At 66.1% G+C, this 14,039-nt stretch carries 15 protein-coding genes and 1 tRNA gene; 6 read left to right on the forward strand and 10 right to left on the reverse strand.

Annotation, left to right across the window (positions count from 1 at the left end; all coding sequences use genetic code 11):
- The first annotated feature begins 13 nt into the window (after positions 1 to 13).
- Positions 14 to 1,531 carry an NAD(P)(+) transhydrogenase (Re/Si-specific) subunit beta gene (locus GQ651_RS02255; RefSeq protein WP_160762589.1) on the forward strand — a complete coding sequence of 506 codons (1,518 nt, stop codon included), beginning with the start codon at positions 14 to 16 and terminating at the stop codon, positions 1,529 to 1,531.
- A gap of 264 nt (positions 1,532 to 1,795) precedes the next feature.
- On the opposite strand, the gene GQ651_RS02260 is transcribed toward GQ651_RS02255, so the two are convergent.
- From GQ651_RS02260 to GQ651_RS02290, 7 genes are read right to left on the reverse strand one after another with little or no spacing between them, the layout of a single operon-like run.
- Positions 1,796 to 2,338, reverse strand: a complete 543-nt coding sequence (locus tag GQ651_RS02260; RefSeq protein ID WP_160762590.1) for a pseudouridine synthase — start codon at positions 2,336 to 2,338, stop codon at positions 1,796 to 1,798.
- Positions 2,339 to 2,341: 3 nt separating this feature from the next.
- A complete protein-coding gene (locus GQ651_RS02265) occupies positions 2,342 to 3,298 on the reverse strand; it encodes an NAD(P)-dependent oxidoreductase (RefSeq protein ID WP_160762591.1) in 957 nt (318 codons plus the stop codon).
- Between the two features lie 43 nt (positions 3,299 to 3,341).
- Positions 3,342 to 3,812, reverse strand: a complete 471-nt coding sequence (locus GQ651_RS02270) for a DUF6505 family protein (RefSeq protein WP_160762592.1) — start codon at positions 3,810 to 3,812, stop codon at positions 3,342 to 3,344.
- A gap of 37 nt (positions 3,813 to 3,849) precedes the next feature.
- Complete coding sequence (locus tag GQ651_RS02275; RefSeq protein WP_160762593.1) at positions 3,850 to 4,215, reverse strand: hypothetical protein; 366 nt, start codon at positions 4,213 to 4,215, stop codon at positions 3,850 to 3,852.
- Positions 4,216 to 4,217: 2 nt separating this feature from the next.
- Entirely contained in the window at positions 4,218 to 4,928 is a 711-nt protein-coding gene (locus GQ651_RS02280; protein WP_319637291.1) for a biotin/lipoate--protein ligase family protein, read from the reverse strand.
- On the reverse strand, positions 4,925 to 6,073 hold the full coding sequence (locus tag GQ651_RS02285) for an Mrp/NBP35 family ATP-binding protein (RefSeq protein ID WP_160762594.1): 1,149 nt from the start codon (positions 6,071 to 6,073) through the stop codon (positions 4,925 to 4,927). The genes GQ651_RS02280 and GQ651_RS02285 overlap by 4 nt, the downstream gene beginning before the upstream one ends.
- Entirely contained in the window at positions 6,033 to 6,245 is a 213-nt protein-coding gene (locus tag GQ651_RS02290) for a DUF6494 family protein (protein WP_160762595.1), read from the reverse strand. The genes GQ651_RS02285 and GQ651_RS02290 overlap by 41 nt, the downstream gene beginning before the upstream one ends.
- 61 nt (positions 6,246 to 6,306) lie before the next feature.
- Here GQ651_RS02290 and GQ651_RS02295 point away from each other — a divergent pair, with 61 nt between their 5' ends.
- From GQ651_RS02295 to GQ651_RS02310, 4 genes are all read left to right on the forward strand, one after another.
- On the forward strand, positions 6,307 to 7,071 hold the full coding sequence (locus tag GQ651_RS02295; RefSeq protein WP_160762596.1) for a cytochrome c family protein: 765 nt from the start codon (positions 6,307 to 6,309) through the stop codon (positions 7,069 to 7,071).
- Between the two features lie 249 nt (positions 7,072 to 7,320).
- On the forward strand, positions 7,321 to 8,325 hold the full coding sequence (locus GQ651_RS02300) for a DMT family transporter (protein ID WP_160762597.1): 1,005 nt from the start codon (positions 7,321 to 7,323) through the stop codon (positions 8,323 to 8,325).
- Positions 8,326 to 8,340: 15 nt separating this feature from the next.
- A tRNA-Pro gene (locus GQ651_RS02305) sits at positions 8,341 to 8,417 on the forward strand.
- Between the two features lie 120 nt (positions 8,418 to 8,537).
- Complete coding sequence (locus GQ651_RS02310; protein ID WP_160762598.1) at positions 8,538 to 8,804, forward strand: hypothetical protein; 267 nt, start codon at positions 8,538 to 8,540, stop codon at positions 8,802 to 8,804.
- Between the two features lie 10 nt (positions 8,805 to 8,814).
- Here the strand turns inward: GQ651_RS02310 and GQ651_RS02315 are convergent, their stop codons facing one another.
- The 3 genes from GQ651_RS02315 to purD form a co-directional block, all read right to left on the reverse strand.
- Positions 8,815 to 9,558, reverse strand: coding sequence for a glycosyltransferase family 25 protein (locus GQ651_RS02315; RefSeq protein WP_160762599.1), 744 nt, complete (start codon positions 9,556 to 9,558; stop codon positions 8,815 to 8,817).
- On the reverse strand, positions 9,555 to 10,955 hold the full coding sequence (locus GQ651_RS02320; protein ID WP_160762600.1) for an FAD-binding oxidoreductase: 1,401 nt from the start codon (positions 10,953 to 10,955) through the stop codon (positions 9,555 to 9,557). The genes GQ651_RS02315 and GQ651_RS02320 overlap by 4 nt, the downstream gene beginning before the upstream one ends.
- Positions 10,956 to 11,118: 163 nt before the next feature.
- The gene (gene purD, locus GQ651_RS02325) at positions 11,119 to 12,387 is read right to left on the reverse strand and encodes a phosphoribosylamine--glycine ligase (protein ID WP_160762601.1); all 1,269 of its coding nucleotides are present in this window, start codon (positions 12,385 to 12,387) and stop codon (positions 11,119 to 11,121) included.
- Between the two features lie 96 nt (positions 12,388 to 12,483).
- Between purD and xseA the strand changes: the two genes are divergently transcribed.
- On the forward strand, positions 12,484 to 14,028 hold the full coding sequence (gene xseA, locus GQ651_RS02330) for an exodeoxyribonuclease VII large subunit (protein WP_160762602.1): 1,545 nt from the start codon (positions 12,484 to 12,486) through the stop codon (positions 14,026 to 14,028).
- Positions 14,029 to 14,039 lie beyond the last annotated feature (11 nt).

Genomic DNA, 14,039 nt, shown 5'->3' on the forward strand with positions numbered 1-14,039 from the left:
GGGGGGCTGAGACATGGAATTCGGTTTCACCACCGCCGCCTACGTTGTCGCTGCGGTTCTCTTCATCCTCTCCCTTGGCGGTCTTTCGGGCCAGGAAAGCGCGAAACGCGCCGTCTGGTACGGGATCGTCGGCATGGCGATCGCCGTTCTGGCGACGCTCATCGGTCCGGGCGCCGGGCTCTGGTGGCTGTCCATCATTCTGATCGCCGCCGGTGGCGTGGTCGGCTACCAGCTTGCCACTCGGGTCGAGATGACCCAGATGCCCGAGCTTGTCGCCATCATGCACTCGCTCGTCGGTCTGGCGGCGGTCTTTGTCGGTTTCAACGCCGACATCATGATCAACTTCATCTCGGACATCTACGCGCAGAACGGTCAGGTGCTGGGCGCGGTCGGACCCGACGGCTATACCGCCATCGGTCTGCCGAAAGAGGTGCATGACGGGCTGTCGTCCTTCGGTCAGCTTGTCGCCAAGAAATCGAGCGTCGAAATCTCGATCCTGCGGGTCGAACTGGCCCTTGGCATCTGGATCGGTGCGGTGACCTTCACCGGCTCGGTCGTGGCCTATGGCAAGCTCTCGGGCAATTCGAGCCTGTTGCCCTTCAAGATCGACACGGCCGCCAAGAAGCTGCCCGGCGGTCACATCCTGAACGCGGCCGCGGCGGCGCTGTCCGTCCTGTTCCTCGTGATGTACCTGTCGGGTGCGGGCAGCTGGACGCTGATCCTGCTGGCGATCCTTGCGCTCTTCATCGGCTATCACCTGATCATGGGTATCGGCGGCGCGGACATGCCCGTCGTCGTCTCGATGCTGAACAGCTATTCGGGCTGGGCGGCGGCGGCCATCGGCTTCTCGCTGGGCAACGACCTCCTGATCGTTGTGGGCGCGCTGGTGGGCTCGTCGGGTGCGATCCTGTCCTACATCATGTGCAAGGCCATGAACCGGTCCTTCGTCAGCGTGATCCTGGGCGGCTTTGGCGGCTCGAGCGGTCCTCAGGCGGCGGTCGAGGGCGAGCAGATTGCCATCGACGCCGACGGCGTGGCGAGTGCGCTGAACGAGGCCGACAGCATCATCATCGTGCCGGGCTACGGCATGGCCGTGGCGCAGGCTCAGCAGGCGGTCAGCGAGATGACCAAGAAACTGCGCGCGGCGGGCAAGGAAGTACGTTTCGCGATCCACCCCGTTGCGGGTCGTCTGCCGGGGCACATGAACGTGCTGCTGGCCGAGGCGAAGGTGCCTTACGACATCGTTCTGGAAATGGACGAGATCAACGAGGACTTTCCGTCCACGGATGTGGTCATCGTCATCGGCTCGAACGACATCGTGAACCCGGCGGCGCAGGACGATCCGAATTCGCCCATCGCGGGGATGCCCGTTCTGGAAGTCTGGAAGGCAAAGCAGGTCTTCGTCTCGAAGCGCGGTCAGGGGACCGGGTATTCCGGTATCGAGAACCCGCTCTTCTACAAGGACAATACGCGGATGTTCTACGGCGACGCGAAGGCGTCGGTGGACAGTCTTCTGCCCAAGCTCGACTGAGGCTTGTCAACGAGGGATTGCGCCGGGCTGCGCCCGTCGCGGTGGGGCCGCTGCTGACGCAGCGGCCCTTTCCTTTATGCGCTGCCGCGCGGGCGAGTATTTGAACCAAGAAGAATGAGCACCGGTCCGCCGAAGGTGGCGAAAGGTCCAGTGGACCTTTCGAGGTGCGAATGGGCGGAGCCCTGGAGGAGACGCGCCCGGAGATTGGTCCGGGTATGGTCGGGGCGGTGATGGATGGGTGACACCCAATGTGTCGCCCCGCGTTCAAGCCTCCCGCCACGCCCCCGGCTGAAGACCGTCAAGCGTCCAGATGCCGACGCGCCAGCGGACAAGGCGCAGCGTCGGCAGGCCGATGGCGGCGGTCATCCGGCGCACCTGCCGGTTCCGGCCTTCGGTGATCGTGATCTCGAGCCAGCGGTCCGGGACGGATTTGCGAAAGCGCACGGGCGGGTCGCGGTCCCAGAGGTCGGGAGGGTCGATGAGCCGGACCTGCGCCGGGCGGGTCGGGCCGTCCTTGAGCGTGACGCCCTTGCGGAGCAGCGCAAGGTCGGCGTCGTTGGGATCGCCCTCTACCTGGACGAGGTAGGTCTTCTCTGTCCGGGCGCGGGGGCTGGCGATACGCGCCTGAAGCCGCCCGTCATCGGTCAGGATCAGAAGCCCTTCGCTGTCGCGGTCCAGCCGCCCTGCCGCGTAAACGCCGGGGGGCAGACCGAAGCCGGACAGGGTGGGGCGCTCGGTCGGGGATTTGGCATCCGTGAACTGCGTCAGCACGCCCATCGGCTTGTTGAAGAGGATGACGCGGGCCATGGCCTAGCCTCGGGCAGGCGTGACCTCGGCCCCGCGCTCTTCGGGTTCGTCATCGACCAGTTCGGCGGGAAAGCCGGGGGCGGTGATCGACAGGCCCGTGGCGTCTTCCAGCCGCCTCACGATGTCGTCGGACTGCGCGCGCGGACCGTAGCGGCGGGCGCCGTCCTCGAAGATCTCGATCAGCTTGGGCGAAAGGTCGAGCGGCACGCCGGAGGCATCGGCCAGCGCCTGAAACAGACCGATATCCTTGAGGACGAGGTCCATGGTGAAGTCGATCTTTCGCGAGCCGTTCAGGATGAGCTGGCTCTCGGTCTCGTGGACAAAGCTGGTCCCGGACGAGATGCGGATCGCCTCGTAGGTGGTGGCGAGGTCCAGCCCCTCGGCCCCCATGACGGCGAGCGCCTCGCAAAGGCTGAGCAGGTTAGCGGTGGCGAGGTAGTTGGTCATCACCTTGAGCTTGGACGCGGTGCCGATCCCGCCTGTGTGGAGGACGCGCCGGCCCAGTATTGTCAGGAGGGGCAGGATACGCTCGAAGGTCGCGCGGTCGGTTCCGGCGAAGATCGAGATATTGCCGGTCGCCGCCCGGTGACAGCCGCCGGAGACGGGGCATTCGGCCACATCCGCGCCGGTCGCCCGAACGGTTTCGGCAAGGCTGGCCATCTCGGCGGCGTCGGTTGTGGACATCTCAATCCAGGTCTTGCCGGGGCCGAGTGTTTCGATCAGCCCGTCCGGCCCGGTCACCACCGCCCGGCAGGCGGCGGGCGAGGGGAGGCAGGTGATGACGGTATCGACCCTTGCTGCCAGAGCGGCGGGGCTAACCGTGGTGGCGGCGCCTTTCTCGGAAAAACCAGCCACGGCGGACGCATCCAGATCATGGACGGTCAGGTCGATGCCGTTCCTCAGAAGACTTCCCGCGAGCTTTGCGCCGACATTGCCGAGACCGATGAAACCGACCTTCATTGCTGTCTCCTTCGGAAGGTCGCCACGCCCGCGCCCGCGCCGGTCAGTCGCCATGCACGGCGAAGGCTTCGAGCGAGGCGCCTTGCGGCGGAATGATGCGGAAGCGTTCCTTCACGCCCGCATCGGTCAATTCCCGCTCGATCACCATGAGCGCGTTCTGCGCCTGCTCCGAGCACATCTCGGCCATGTGGCGTATTTCCTCGGCGGCGACGGGGCGGGCGGCGTCGATATGGGGCGCGCCCCAGGCTTCGACGAAATAGGCGGCGAGACGTTCGGTCAGCGCATGCTCCTCGGCCTCGGTGATCGGGGCTACGGCGACCACCGAGGCGCGCCCGAAACTCTCAAGGCCCAGCCAGCCATGGGCGAAGGCCTGTCGTGCCTTGCCGGTCAGGTCGGCCTCTTCCCAGTTCGAGAACTCGAACGACCCGGGGATCGCCCATTCGCCGGCTTCGGCGGGGCGTTCGAAGACGTTGTCGTCGGTATCGTCGAGACGGATGACGCGGGCGAAATTCATGGAAGCGACTATTCCCGGCATTCGGGGCGCGCGCAAGTCAGAGGAAGAGCATCCAGATGAGCGACAGCGACATCAGGACCGTCATCGGACCCCAGAGCAGCCGCTCCATCCGCGAGGGCGTGGCGAAGTTTGCGACCGTGCTGAGAAGTGTGATCGCCAGCACCGGCCAGATCGCCCACGCGGGCCAGCCGAAATCCGTCACACCGGCTTGGTTCAGCACGATGGTCGTCATCGCGATGAGCAGCAGCGCCTGCAGGCCGGCTAAAGGGCGGATGCGTGGCGGCAGCGTCCCGGGCCAGCGCCCGCCCATGGTCAGGTGGCCCCATGGTGCGCCAAGGACGAGGGCGAGCTGAACCAGGATGGGGCCGATGGCGGCCAGGGCATAGATCAGCGCGGGCGTCATGGTCAGACGGCGAGAAGCCGCGTGAGAGGGACGAGAGCGGTTTCGCCGCTTTCCCGCTTCAGGAGCATCCCGCCCTTTTCGTCCAGACCGATGAAGGTGCCGTGCTCGGGATAGGTGACCTCCGTGCCCAGCCCATGTGCCTTGGCGCGCCATTCCTCGTGGAGGGGCGCAAAGCCTTCGGTCAGGAAGATGTGCAGCCAGTTCATCATATGCCGTGCCCAGGCGTCGGTCAGGTCATGCGAGGTGATGTCGCCGCAGCCTTCCTCGTAGAGACAGGTCTCGTCCGGGGTCTCTCCCGGCTCGACGCCGCTTGCGGTCAGAAGCGGTACGTCGAGCGCGACGATCAGCCAGTCTGGCTCTTCCTTGGGATCGCCGGTCGAGGCAAAGGCACGCATCCGCCCGCAAAGCGCGCCGTTGATCCTGATGCGGTCCGGCCAGACCAGGTGCAGCGCCACCTCGGGCGGGGCGAGGGCACCGATGGCATCATTCAGCCCGAGTGCCACCGCGAAAGCGACGGGCAGGGCGTCGGCCAGAGCTTCTTCCGGCGCGAGGACGATCGCCGCCTCGAGACGGGTCGCGTCGGTGCCGTAGAAGACCGATCCCGGTTCGACCTCAATTGCGACCGACTCGCGCGCCGCCGCTACCGGGTCGCCCGCGACGGCGATGCCGGTCAGTAGCGGCGGAAAGACGATCTGCCCCGGCTGGTCGGTCACCGCGCGACACCCGCTTCGATCAGGCGGTCGGCCAGCGCCCAGAAAGGAGCGGCTTCTTCGCTATCGGGTTTCTGCGCCACGATGGGGGCGCCGCCGTCGCTGGCCATACGGATGCCGAGGTGAAGCGGGATTTCTCCCAGAAACGGCACGCCCAGTCTTTCGGCATCGGCACGCGCGCCGCCGTGGCCGAATGGGTGGTGCTCTTTCCCGCAACCGTCGCAGACGAAGGACGACATGTTCTCGACCAGACCGAGGATCGGCGTGCCCATGCGGCGGAACATGTCGATTCCTTTCCGCGCGTCGATCAGGGCGATGTCTTGCGGGGTCGAAACGACGACCGCACCGGCCACGTCGGTCTTCTGGCAGAGCGTCATCTGCACGTCACCGGTGCCGGGCGGCAGGTCCACCAGAAGCACGTCGAGCGTGCCCCACTGCACTTGCGCCAGCATCTGCTGCAGCGCGCCCATCAGCATCGGCCCGCGCCAGACCAGCGCCTCGTCCTCCTCAACCATAAGGCCAAGCGACATGACCGTCACGCCATGGTTCCGAAGCGGCAGGATCGTGTTGCCCGCGGCCGAGGGCCGCCCGGAAATGCCAAGCATGCGCGGTTGCGACGGGCCGTAGACATCGGCGTCCAGAAGCCCCACGCGCAGCCCGCGCCCCGCGAGTGCCACTGCGAGGTTGGACGACACGGTCGACTTGCCCACACCGCCCTTGCCGCTGGAGATCGCGACCACGTGCGAGACGCCGGGCAGTTTTGCCGGTTTATCGGGTTCCTTCGGTTTCGGCGTGAAGTCCTTCAGCCCGAGATCGGGGATCGGCCCCTTGGCCGCTGGCGCTTTCGGTGCCTGACCCGCTGCGGAATGCGCCGTCATGACGGCGGTCACGCTCTCGATACCGTCCAGTGCCTTGACGGCGGCTTCGGCGGCCTGCCGGATTGGCTCCATGGCGCCGCCCCGCGTGGCGTCGACCTCGATCACGAAGCTAACCCTGCCATCCTTGACCGAGAGCGACCGCACCCGGTCGGCCGAGATCAGATCCGTGCCGCTTGATGGATCGACGATGCGGGCGAGTGCCGCCCGGACGGCGTCTTCGGTGGCCACGTCAGCTGTCTCCCGGCATGTCGATATCGCCCGTGACCTCATGAGTCAGGCCGAGCGCGTCAATGCTGAGTACGACCTTTGCCCGGACCGCGCCCGCCGGCAGGTCGCCCGCTTCGGCCACGGCGCGGACCGCGTCCTCGATCTCGCGCTGAGATGTCACGCCAACGGTCTTCAGGAATTTCCTGAGGCTCATGTTGAATGCGTCGTCGCTCATGTTGGTCTCCTCCCTTGTGGCGCTTGCCACGCGCCGACCGGCGCGGATACTCTCAGGGCGCATGACGAGGTTCAAGATCCCATTCGGGGCGATCATCGCGTTTCTCGCGGCCCTTATTCTGGCGCCGGCGCCCGCGTCTGCGCAATCGGCCGACCTGACGCTCGAGATGCCGGAGGCGCTGATCGCGCTTGGCTTCGACAAGCAGATCCTCCCGCGCTTCGGATTCAAGCACCGTATCCGCGTGACGGCCGTCGCAGAGGGACCTGCCGACATGCGCCTCTCGTCCGGCGGGGACGGAGCATTCGTCTTCCGCGACGCAGGGGGCGCCGATTATCTCCTGGACGCCGGGAGCGATCCGCGCGGTGAAACCTTTCTCGGCTGGCTGAACTCCGCGCCGGGACAGGCGGCTGTCGAGAGTTTCGCACCCGAGGGGCGGCAGATGTTTTTCACCGAAATTGTGGTCAAGGTTGTGCAAGAGGAAGAGGTTTTCGACGGCGATACGCGTGCAGGCAGCGATCTGGCGCTGCTCCACTGCGGGCGTTGCCACGTGGTCGACAGCCGGAACCGGATGGGCGGAATCGGGTCTTCGCCCTCTTTTGCGGCACTCAGGGCGCGGGGCAACTGGTCGGAACTCTTCCGCGCCTTCTACGTCCACAATCCACACCCGTCCTTCACGCAGGTGGAAGGCGTGACCGAACCCTTCGATCCGAACCGGCAGGTGCATGTCGCCAAGGTGGAGATCACTCTCGAGGATGTCGAAGCGATTACCGCCTTCGTTGCCACGATCGAGCCCAAGGATCTCGGGCGGCCGGTGCAGTCCAACTGAGGGGCGCTGCCCCTCTTGGCCTTCGGCCAATTCACCCCGGGATATTTACGAACAGGCGAAGCGAAAATTTGAATCAAATTGTCCTTCTTCTGTTCTGAAATACTCCTGGGAGGCCCGGAGGGCCGGGGCGGAGCCCCAGCGTCGCGCCGGTTCGGAGCAGCCGTTTGTGTGATGTTCGAAACGGCCGGAAGGACTTGACCCCGACGGGAAAGCCCGCAATGCGGTTGGAGAAGAACAGCGAGCCTCGAGATGCCACTTTCCAGTTCGAATATCAAAGGTGTGGGGTTCGCGCTGGCGGGATTCGCCGTGTTTTCGACCCATGACGTGCTGATCAAGGCCCTTGGCGGTATATATGCGCCTTTCCAGATCCTGTTCTTCTCGGCACTTCTGGGCTTTCCCCTGGCGACGCTGATGCTGATCACGGACCGGACACCGGGGACGCTCCGACCGGTGCATCCATGGTGGGTGGCCTTGCGAACCTGCGCCGCGCTGTTGACCGGCGTTTCCGCCTTTTACGCCTTTTCCGTTCTGCCGCTGGCGCAGGTCTATGCGTTCATCTTCGCCGCACCTCTTCTGATCACGGTCCTGTCGATCCCCATTCTGGGCGAGAAGGTGGGCTTTCACCGCTGGATTGCCGTTGTTCTGGGTCTGACGGGGGTGATGATCGTCCTTCGGCCGGGTGCGGAGCCGGTGACGCTTGGCCATATCGCGGGGCTGACGGCGGCCTGCGGGTCGGCGCTGTCTTCGGTCATCGCCCGCAAGATCGGAGGCGAGGAGCGAACTGCCGTCATGGTTCTGTTCCCGATGCTGGCCAATGTGGCTGTCATGGGGGCGATCCTGCCCTTCGTCTATGTTCCGATGCCCATCCATCACCTTGGCGCGCTGGCGCTCATCGCGGCCTTCGGCTTTGCCGGAGCCACCTGCATGATTTTCGCCTACAGGGCCGGCGATGCCGCCGTGGTGGCTCCGATGCAGTATTCGCAGATCATCTGGGCGGCCATTTTCGGGCTGCTTTTCTTCGACGAGTTCCCCGACGGCGCTACATGGATCGGCGTTGCGGTCATCGTCTTCGCCGGCGTCTATGTCGTTCTGAGGGAAAGCCTCGCCGGCGTCTCGGCCAATACGCCTGTCCTGCGGACACGGTCCCGGCCCGAGACCGGCACAACCCCCCGTGTCAGCGCGATGCTGCGCGCGCGGGCCGATCGTGTTCTTCCGGGTTACGAAGCCCTTGCAAAGGCTCCCGACACCAAGTAATCCGCCCGTCACGGTCGGAGTGTAGCTCAGCCTGGTAGAGCACTGTCTTCGGGAGGCAGGGGTCGGAGGTTCGAATCCTCTCACTCCGACCAGATCATCGGAAATGTCGGACTTGATCGTCTGCGGGCCATTGCCGAGGCTGTACGCGGACTCGAGGGGGCTGTTCGATTGCAATCAAACCGCATCGCGTTCAGGCGGCAGGAGATCCTGAGTTGATGGAAATACTGTCGGAAAAGAGAGATGTGGGGCTGCGCGTTCTTCCTGCCAACACGTGCCTTGAGCATCTCGCTTCGTCTGATGACACAATGACCTTTCTGGTCGGCATCAGTTCCATCGGGCTTTATTCAGCGATGCTGGGAGCGCCGGTTTTCAGTTATGTGGCGTCAGTTCCGGGGGCGCTCTCCAACCCCCGTATCTCTGCGCCTGCGAAGCTTCTTTCCGATTTCGGCGTTCATATGATGGGCTCGGACAGGGTCTGAAAAGCCGTCGTCACGACACCCGTTTCGTCCGCCGCTTGAACCACCAGCGCCGCCAGTAGGACGCTTTGAGAAACCTCAGGGCGCGCGGGCCGTTCTGCTCGGCCGCCTTCAGCTTGGCGCGGGCGATTTCAATGTTCGACGTGCCGTCGAAGGGCGGGTGATCGACCGCGCGGGGCACGCAGAGGAGCGCGTCCAGCGGTACAGGGTCCGCAGGCCAGTCAGCGGGACGGGTCAGAGGCAGGCCATGCTCGAGGAAATAGCGCGCACCTTTCCGGCTGATCGTGTAGCCGGTTGTCAGACTGGCGTTTCGCGCCGCGCGGGCCAGTCGCAACGTATCGGTCAGCGCGCGGGGCCGCTCCGCGCGCCAGATATCTCCGTGCAGATGGTCGAGCTGCACGAGGTCACCGGCCAGATGCCCGTCTGCTGCGAGGAATTCGTCGAAAAGCGGGGTCAGGATGGCGTCGTCTTCCAGCACCAGCGCGCCGGGCAGGCCGTCGTCGACGATCCGGCGGTAGACCCCCATATGGCTCAGCGCGCAGCCGTATTCGGTGTCGGCCATCGGCCGCCCCGAGGCCCTGATCGTGCCGGGGCGGTCGATCATCGCCTCGGCATCGGGCGAGAGCCCGCGCCGGCCGTCCACTGCGTCGATGAAGGTGAAGTCCAGCCCGCGCTCCGCAAGCGCCGACGAGATCGAGGCTCGCCGCCCGGTCGCATCGGAGAGGGAAATCACGAAGATCGGCCAGCCGAAGGTCACAGGATCTTGCCGGGGTTCAGGATGTTCCGCGGGTCGAGCGCGGCCTTGATCGCGACCATGGCATCGACCGCGCCGCCGAGTTCCTCGTCGAGATAGGGCTTCTTGCCTTGTCCGACCCCGTGTTCGCCGGTGCAGGTGCCGTCATTCTCGATGGCGAGGCGGCTGAGCCAGCTGACGAAGGCTTTGGCTTTCTCGACTTCGTCCACACTCTCCATGTCGACCAGAAGGAGCGTGTGGAAATTACCGTCGCCGACATGGCCGACAATAGGCGCGATGAAACCGGTCTCGGTGAGTTTTTCCCTCGTGGCCGCCATGCAGTCGGCCAGTCGCGAGATCGGCACGCAGGTATCGGTGACGAAAGGGCTCGCGCCGGGACGAAGAGTGAGGGCCGCCCAATAGGCGTCGTGCCGCGCCTGCCAGAGCCTCGTCCGCTCTTCGGGCGAGGTTGTCCATTCGAAGCCGGTGCCACCGGTTTCCTCTGCGATGCTGCCGAAGGTCTCGGCCTGTTCGCGGACGCCCGCATCCGTCCCGTGGAATTCCAAGAGGAGAAGCGGTGTCTCGGGGAGGGTCAGCCCTGAATGCCCGTTGCACGCGCGGACCTGCACTTCGTCCAGAAGCTCGATCCGGGCCACGGGCAGGCCCATCTGCACGGTCATAATCACCGCTTGGCAGGCGGCCTCGACGGTGGGAAAGGAACAGACGGCGGATGAGATCGCCTCGGGGATGCCGTGAAGACGGAGCGTGAGTTCGGTGATGATACCGAGCGTGCCCTCGGCGCCGATCATGAGCCGGGTGAGGTCGTAGCCGGCGGAGGACTTTTTCGCGCGCTGTCCGGTTCGGATGACGCTGCCATCGGCAAGCACGGCTTCCAGCGACAGGATATTGTCCTTCATCGTGCCGTAGCGCACCGCGTTCGTGCCGCTGGCGCGGGTCGCCGCCATGCCGCCGATCGAGGCATCGGCACCGGGGTCGATGGGAAAGAAGAGACCGGTGTCCCTGAGATAGGTGTTGAGCGCGACACGCGTGATGCCGGGCTGCACCACGCAGTCGAGATCCTCCGGGTGGACGGCCAGCACCTTGTTCATGCGGGCGAAATCGATGGAGATGCCCCCCGCAGGCGCATTCACTTGCCCCTCAAGCGAGGTGCCGGTGCCGAAGGGGATGACCGGCACGCGGTGGTGATGGGCAAGGGCGACGATTTCGGAGACTTCTGCGGTGGTCTCGGGCCAGACAACGATGTCCGGGGGCTGATTGCCAATCCAGGTCGTAGTGTGGGCGTGTTGGCGCCGGAGGCTATCGCCCGTTTCGGCGCGGTCTCCGAAACGCTGCTTCAGAATGCCGGTGATGGTGGCCGTCGCGTCGGCGTCTCGGACGGGAAGGGGCAGGCGGTCGGTCATGTCGAAGTCTTTCTCCGGACCGTCCCCGTGGCAAGGGGCATTGCGCCGCGTGTGCCACGCGTCGCGGTGGGCGCGGCTCTGCCGCGCGAAGGGGCTCCGCCCCGGTCCGCGCTGGCGCGCGGCCCTCCCCGGAGTATTTTTGAACAGAAGAAGGCCGGGCGCGTCATCGGTCGAGCGCACGCCAGCCGATATCCCGCCGGCAGAACCCTTGCGCCCAGTCGATCCGGTCGACCGCAGCATAGGCACGATCGCGTGCCTCGGCCAGCGTCGTACCGCGTGCCGTCACGTTGAGGACCCGGCCGCCGGATGCGGTGATCTTGCCGCCCGCTTCCCTCGTGCCGGCGTGGAACACCTGATTGCGGCTGTCCTGCGGCAGGTCGTCGAGACCGCTGATGACGCTGCCCTTCTCATAGGCGCCGGGGTAACCTTTGGCGGCAAGCACGACCGTCATGGCGTGATCGTCGGCCCAGTTGACCTGCGCCTCGGCCAGACGGCCTTCGGCGGCGGCGAGCATCAGGTCGAGCGCCTGGGCGCCCAGGCGCATCATCAGCACCTGGCATTCCGGGTCGCCGAAGCGGACGTTGTATTCGACGAGGCGCGGCGCGTCGTCCCGGATCATCAGGCCGGCATAAAGCACGCCCTGATAGGGCATCCCGCGCCGGACCATCTCGGCCAGTGTCGGGCGCACGATCTGGTCGAGCGCCTTTGCGGCGACTTCGTCCGTCAGGACCGGTGCGGGCGAGTAGGCACCCATGCCGCCGGTGTTCGGGCCGGTGTCGCCTTCGCCGACGCGTTTGTGATCCTGCGCCGTGCCGATGGGCAGCGCCGTCTCGCCGTCGCACAGGACGAAGAAGCTGGCCTCTTCTCCCTCCATGAACTCTTCCAGCACCACCTCGGCGCCCGCATCGCCGAAGGCGCCGCCGAACATGTCGTCGATGGCGGCCGTCGCCTCGGCCTCGGTCATGGCGACGACGACGCCCTTGCCGGCAGCGAGACCGTCGGCCTTGACCACGATGGGGGCGCCTTCCCTTGCCACATGGGCGCGGGCGCTGGCGGCGTCGGTGAATCGCGCCCAGGCGGCGGTGGGCGCGCCGGCGGCGTCGCAGACCTCCTTGGTGAAGCTTTTGGACGATTCGAGCCGGGCGGCCGCGGCTGAGGGTCCGAAGACCAGGATGCCTGCGGCGCGAAGATCGTCGGCCACGCCAGTCGCGAGTGGCGCTTCGGGGCCGATGATGACGAAATCGACGGCATTCTCTTCGGCAAAGGTCGCGACGGTTCCGCCATCCTCGATGTCGATGCTGGCGCATTCGGCAATCTCTGCAATCCCGGCATTTCCGGGCGCCACGATCAGCCGGTCGCATTTCGGGTTCTGCATCACTGCCCAGGCCAGCGCGTGTTCCCGCCCGCCGCCGCCCAGAATGAGGATATTCATGTCCGCTGCCCCGTCTGTTAGCCTGAGACGGATACACCAAGAAAGAGCGGCGAGGGCAAGGCGAAGAGCAGTCCCCGGCCGCCGGAGCGAATGCGAATGGACCTGATCGACGACCCGACGCCCGGCCAGAACGCCCATGAATACACTGTGTCCGAGATCTCGGGAGCGGTGAAGCGCGTGATCGAGGGCGAGTTCGGCCGCGTCCGTGTGCGGGGCGAGGTGGGGCGCGTGTTCCGGGCGCGGTCGGGGCATCTGTACTACGACGTGAAAGATGACCGGAACGTGCTGGCCTGCACCACGTGGAAGGGGCAACTCGCCAACCTGTCGGTGATGCCGGAAGAGGGGCTGGAAGTTGTCGTCACCGGGCGGCTCACCACCTTCGGGGCGCAGTCCAAGTACAACCTGAACGTTGAAGAGGTCACCGTCGCGGGTGTCGGCGCCCTGATGGCGATGCTGGAGAAGCGCAAGAAGGCGCTTGAGGCAGAAGGTCTGTTCGACCCGGCGCGAAAAAAGCCTCTGCCGTATCTGCCCGAGATCATCGGCGTCGTGACCTCACCTTCCGGAGCGGTGATCCGCGATATCCTGCACCGGCTGCGCGACCGGTTTCCCCGCAAGGTATTGATCTGGCCCGTGGCGGTTCAGGGCCAGAACTGCGCACCCGAGGTGGCGAATGCGATCCGGGGCTTCAACGCACTGACGCCGGGCGGTGCGCTTCCGCGTCCCGACGTGATCATCGTGGCGCGGGGCGGTGGCTCGATCGAGGACCTTTGGGGGTTCAACGAGGAGATCGTCGCCCGTGCCGCCGCCGAAAGCGGTATTCCCCTGATTTCCGCCGTCGGCCACGAAACGGACACGACGCTGATCGACTATGTCTCGGACCGCCGCGCGCCGACGCCTACCGCCGCCGCCGAGATGGCGGTACCCGTGCGGCTGGAACTGCTGGCCTGGGTCGATGGGCAGGAGGCGCGCCTCAGCCGCGCGCTTGGACGGGGCATTGCCGACCGGCGGCAGAGGCTGACGGACCTGTCGCGCATCCTGCCGCGCCCCGAGGCGCTTTTGTCCGAGCCGCGTCAGCGGCTGGACCGGGCAGAGGCGGCATTGCCGACAGCGTTGTTGCGGCTGGTGGATCGGCGGGGTGCGGATCTGGCCCGGATGGGAGGGGCGCTGCGCCCGTCGGTGCTGAGCGCCCGGATCAGGACCGACAGGGACAGGCTTGCCACCTGGGAGGCCCGTCTTGCGCCCGGTTTGACGCGCGGAATTCGTCAGGGCGCGGAACGGCTGGAAGCGCTTGGGCGGCGTTTGCGGCCCGCGCCGCTGGCCGAGAGGGTGGCGCGGCAACGCGTTGATCTGGAACGCATTTCGCCGCGACTTGAGACCACGTATCGCGCCCGCCTTGCCAAGCTCTCGGATCGGCTCGATGCGCTCGACCGGATGCGGCAAACCCTTGGCTACAAGGAGACGCTTCAGCGGGGATACGCGGTGGTGCGAGCGGGCGACGCGGTCGTCACCGACGCCGAGGCTGCGCGGGCGGCCGGGCGGATCGAGATCGAATTCCGGGATGGTCGTGTCGAGGCACAGGCGGGCGGCGCGGCGCGTCCGAAGGGCAAGGCGAAGCCGCCCGAGCAGGGCAGCCTGTTCTAGCGCTCCGGGCG

The organism is Kangsaoukella pontilimi (assembly GCF_009830125.1).
Taxonomy (GTDB): Bacteria; Pseudomonadota; Alphaproteobacteria; order Rhodobacterales; family Rhodobacteraceae; genus Kangsaoukella; species Kangsaoukella pontilimi.

Coding starts and splice junctions, on each gene's coding strand:
- GQ651_RS02295 (WP_160762596.1), top strand. CDS start 6,307: ATGACGAGGTTCAAGATCCCATTCGGGGCGATCATCGCGTTTCTCGCG.
- GQ651_RS02260 (WP_160762590.1), bottom strand. CDS start 2,338: ATGGCCCGCGTCATCCTCTTCAACAAGCCGATGGGCGTGCTGACGCAG.
- purD (WP_160762601.1), bottom strand. CDS start 12,387: ATGAATATCCTCATTCTGGGCGGCGGCGGGCGGGAACACGCGCTGGCC.
- GQ651_RS02270 (WP_160762592.1), bottom strand. CDS start 3,812: ATGAATTTCGCCCGCGTCATCCGTCTCGACGATACCGACGACAACGTC.
- xseA (WP_160762602.1), top strand. CDS start 12,484: ATGGACCTGATCGACGACCCGACGCCCGGCCAGAACGCCCATGAATAC.
- GQ651_RS02265 (WP_160762591.1), bottom strand. CDS start 3,298: ATGAAGGTCGGTTTCATCGGTCTCGGCAATGTCGGCGCAAAGCTCGCG.
- GQ651_RS02285 (WP_160762594.1), bottom strand. CDS start 6,073: ATGAGGTCACGGGCGATATCGACATGCCGGGAGACAGCTGACGTGGCC.
- GQ651_RS02255 (WP_160762589.1), top strand. CDS start 14: ATGGAATTCGGTTTCACCACCGCCGCCTACGTTGTCGCTGCGGTTCTC.
- GQ651_RS02275 (WP_160762593.1), bottom strand. CDS start 4,215: ATGACGCCCGCGCTGATCTATGCCCTGGCCGCCATCGGCCCCATCCTG.
- GQ651_RS02300 (WP_160762597.1), top strand. CDS start 7,321: ATGCCACTTTCCAGTTCGAATATCAAAGGTGTGGGGTTCGCGCTGGCG.
- GQ651_RS02320 (WP_160762600.1), bottom strand. CDS start 10,955: ATGACCGACCGCCTGCCCCTTCCCGTCCGAGACGCCGACGCGACGGCC.
- GQ651_RS02290 (WP_160762595.1), bottom strand. CDS start 6,245: ATGAGCGACGACGCATTCAACATGAGCCTCAGGAAATTCCTGAAGACC.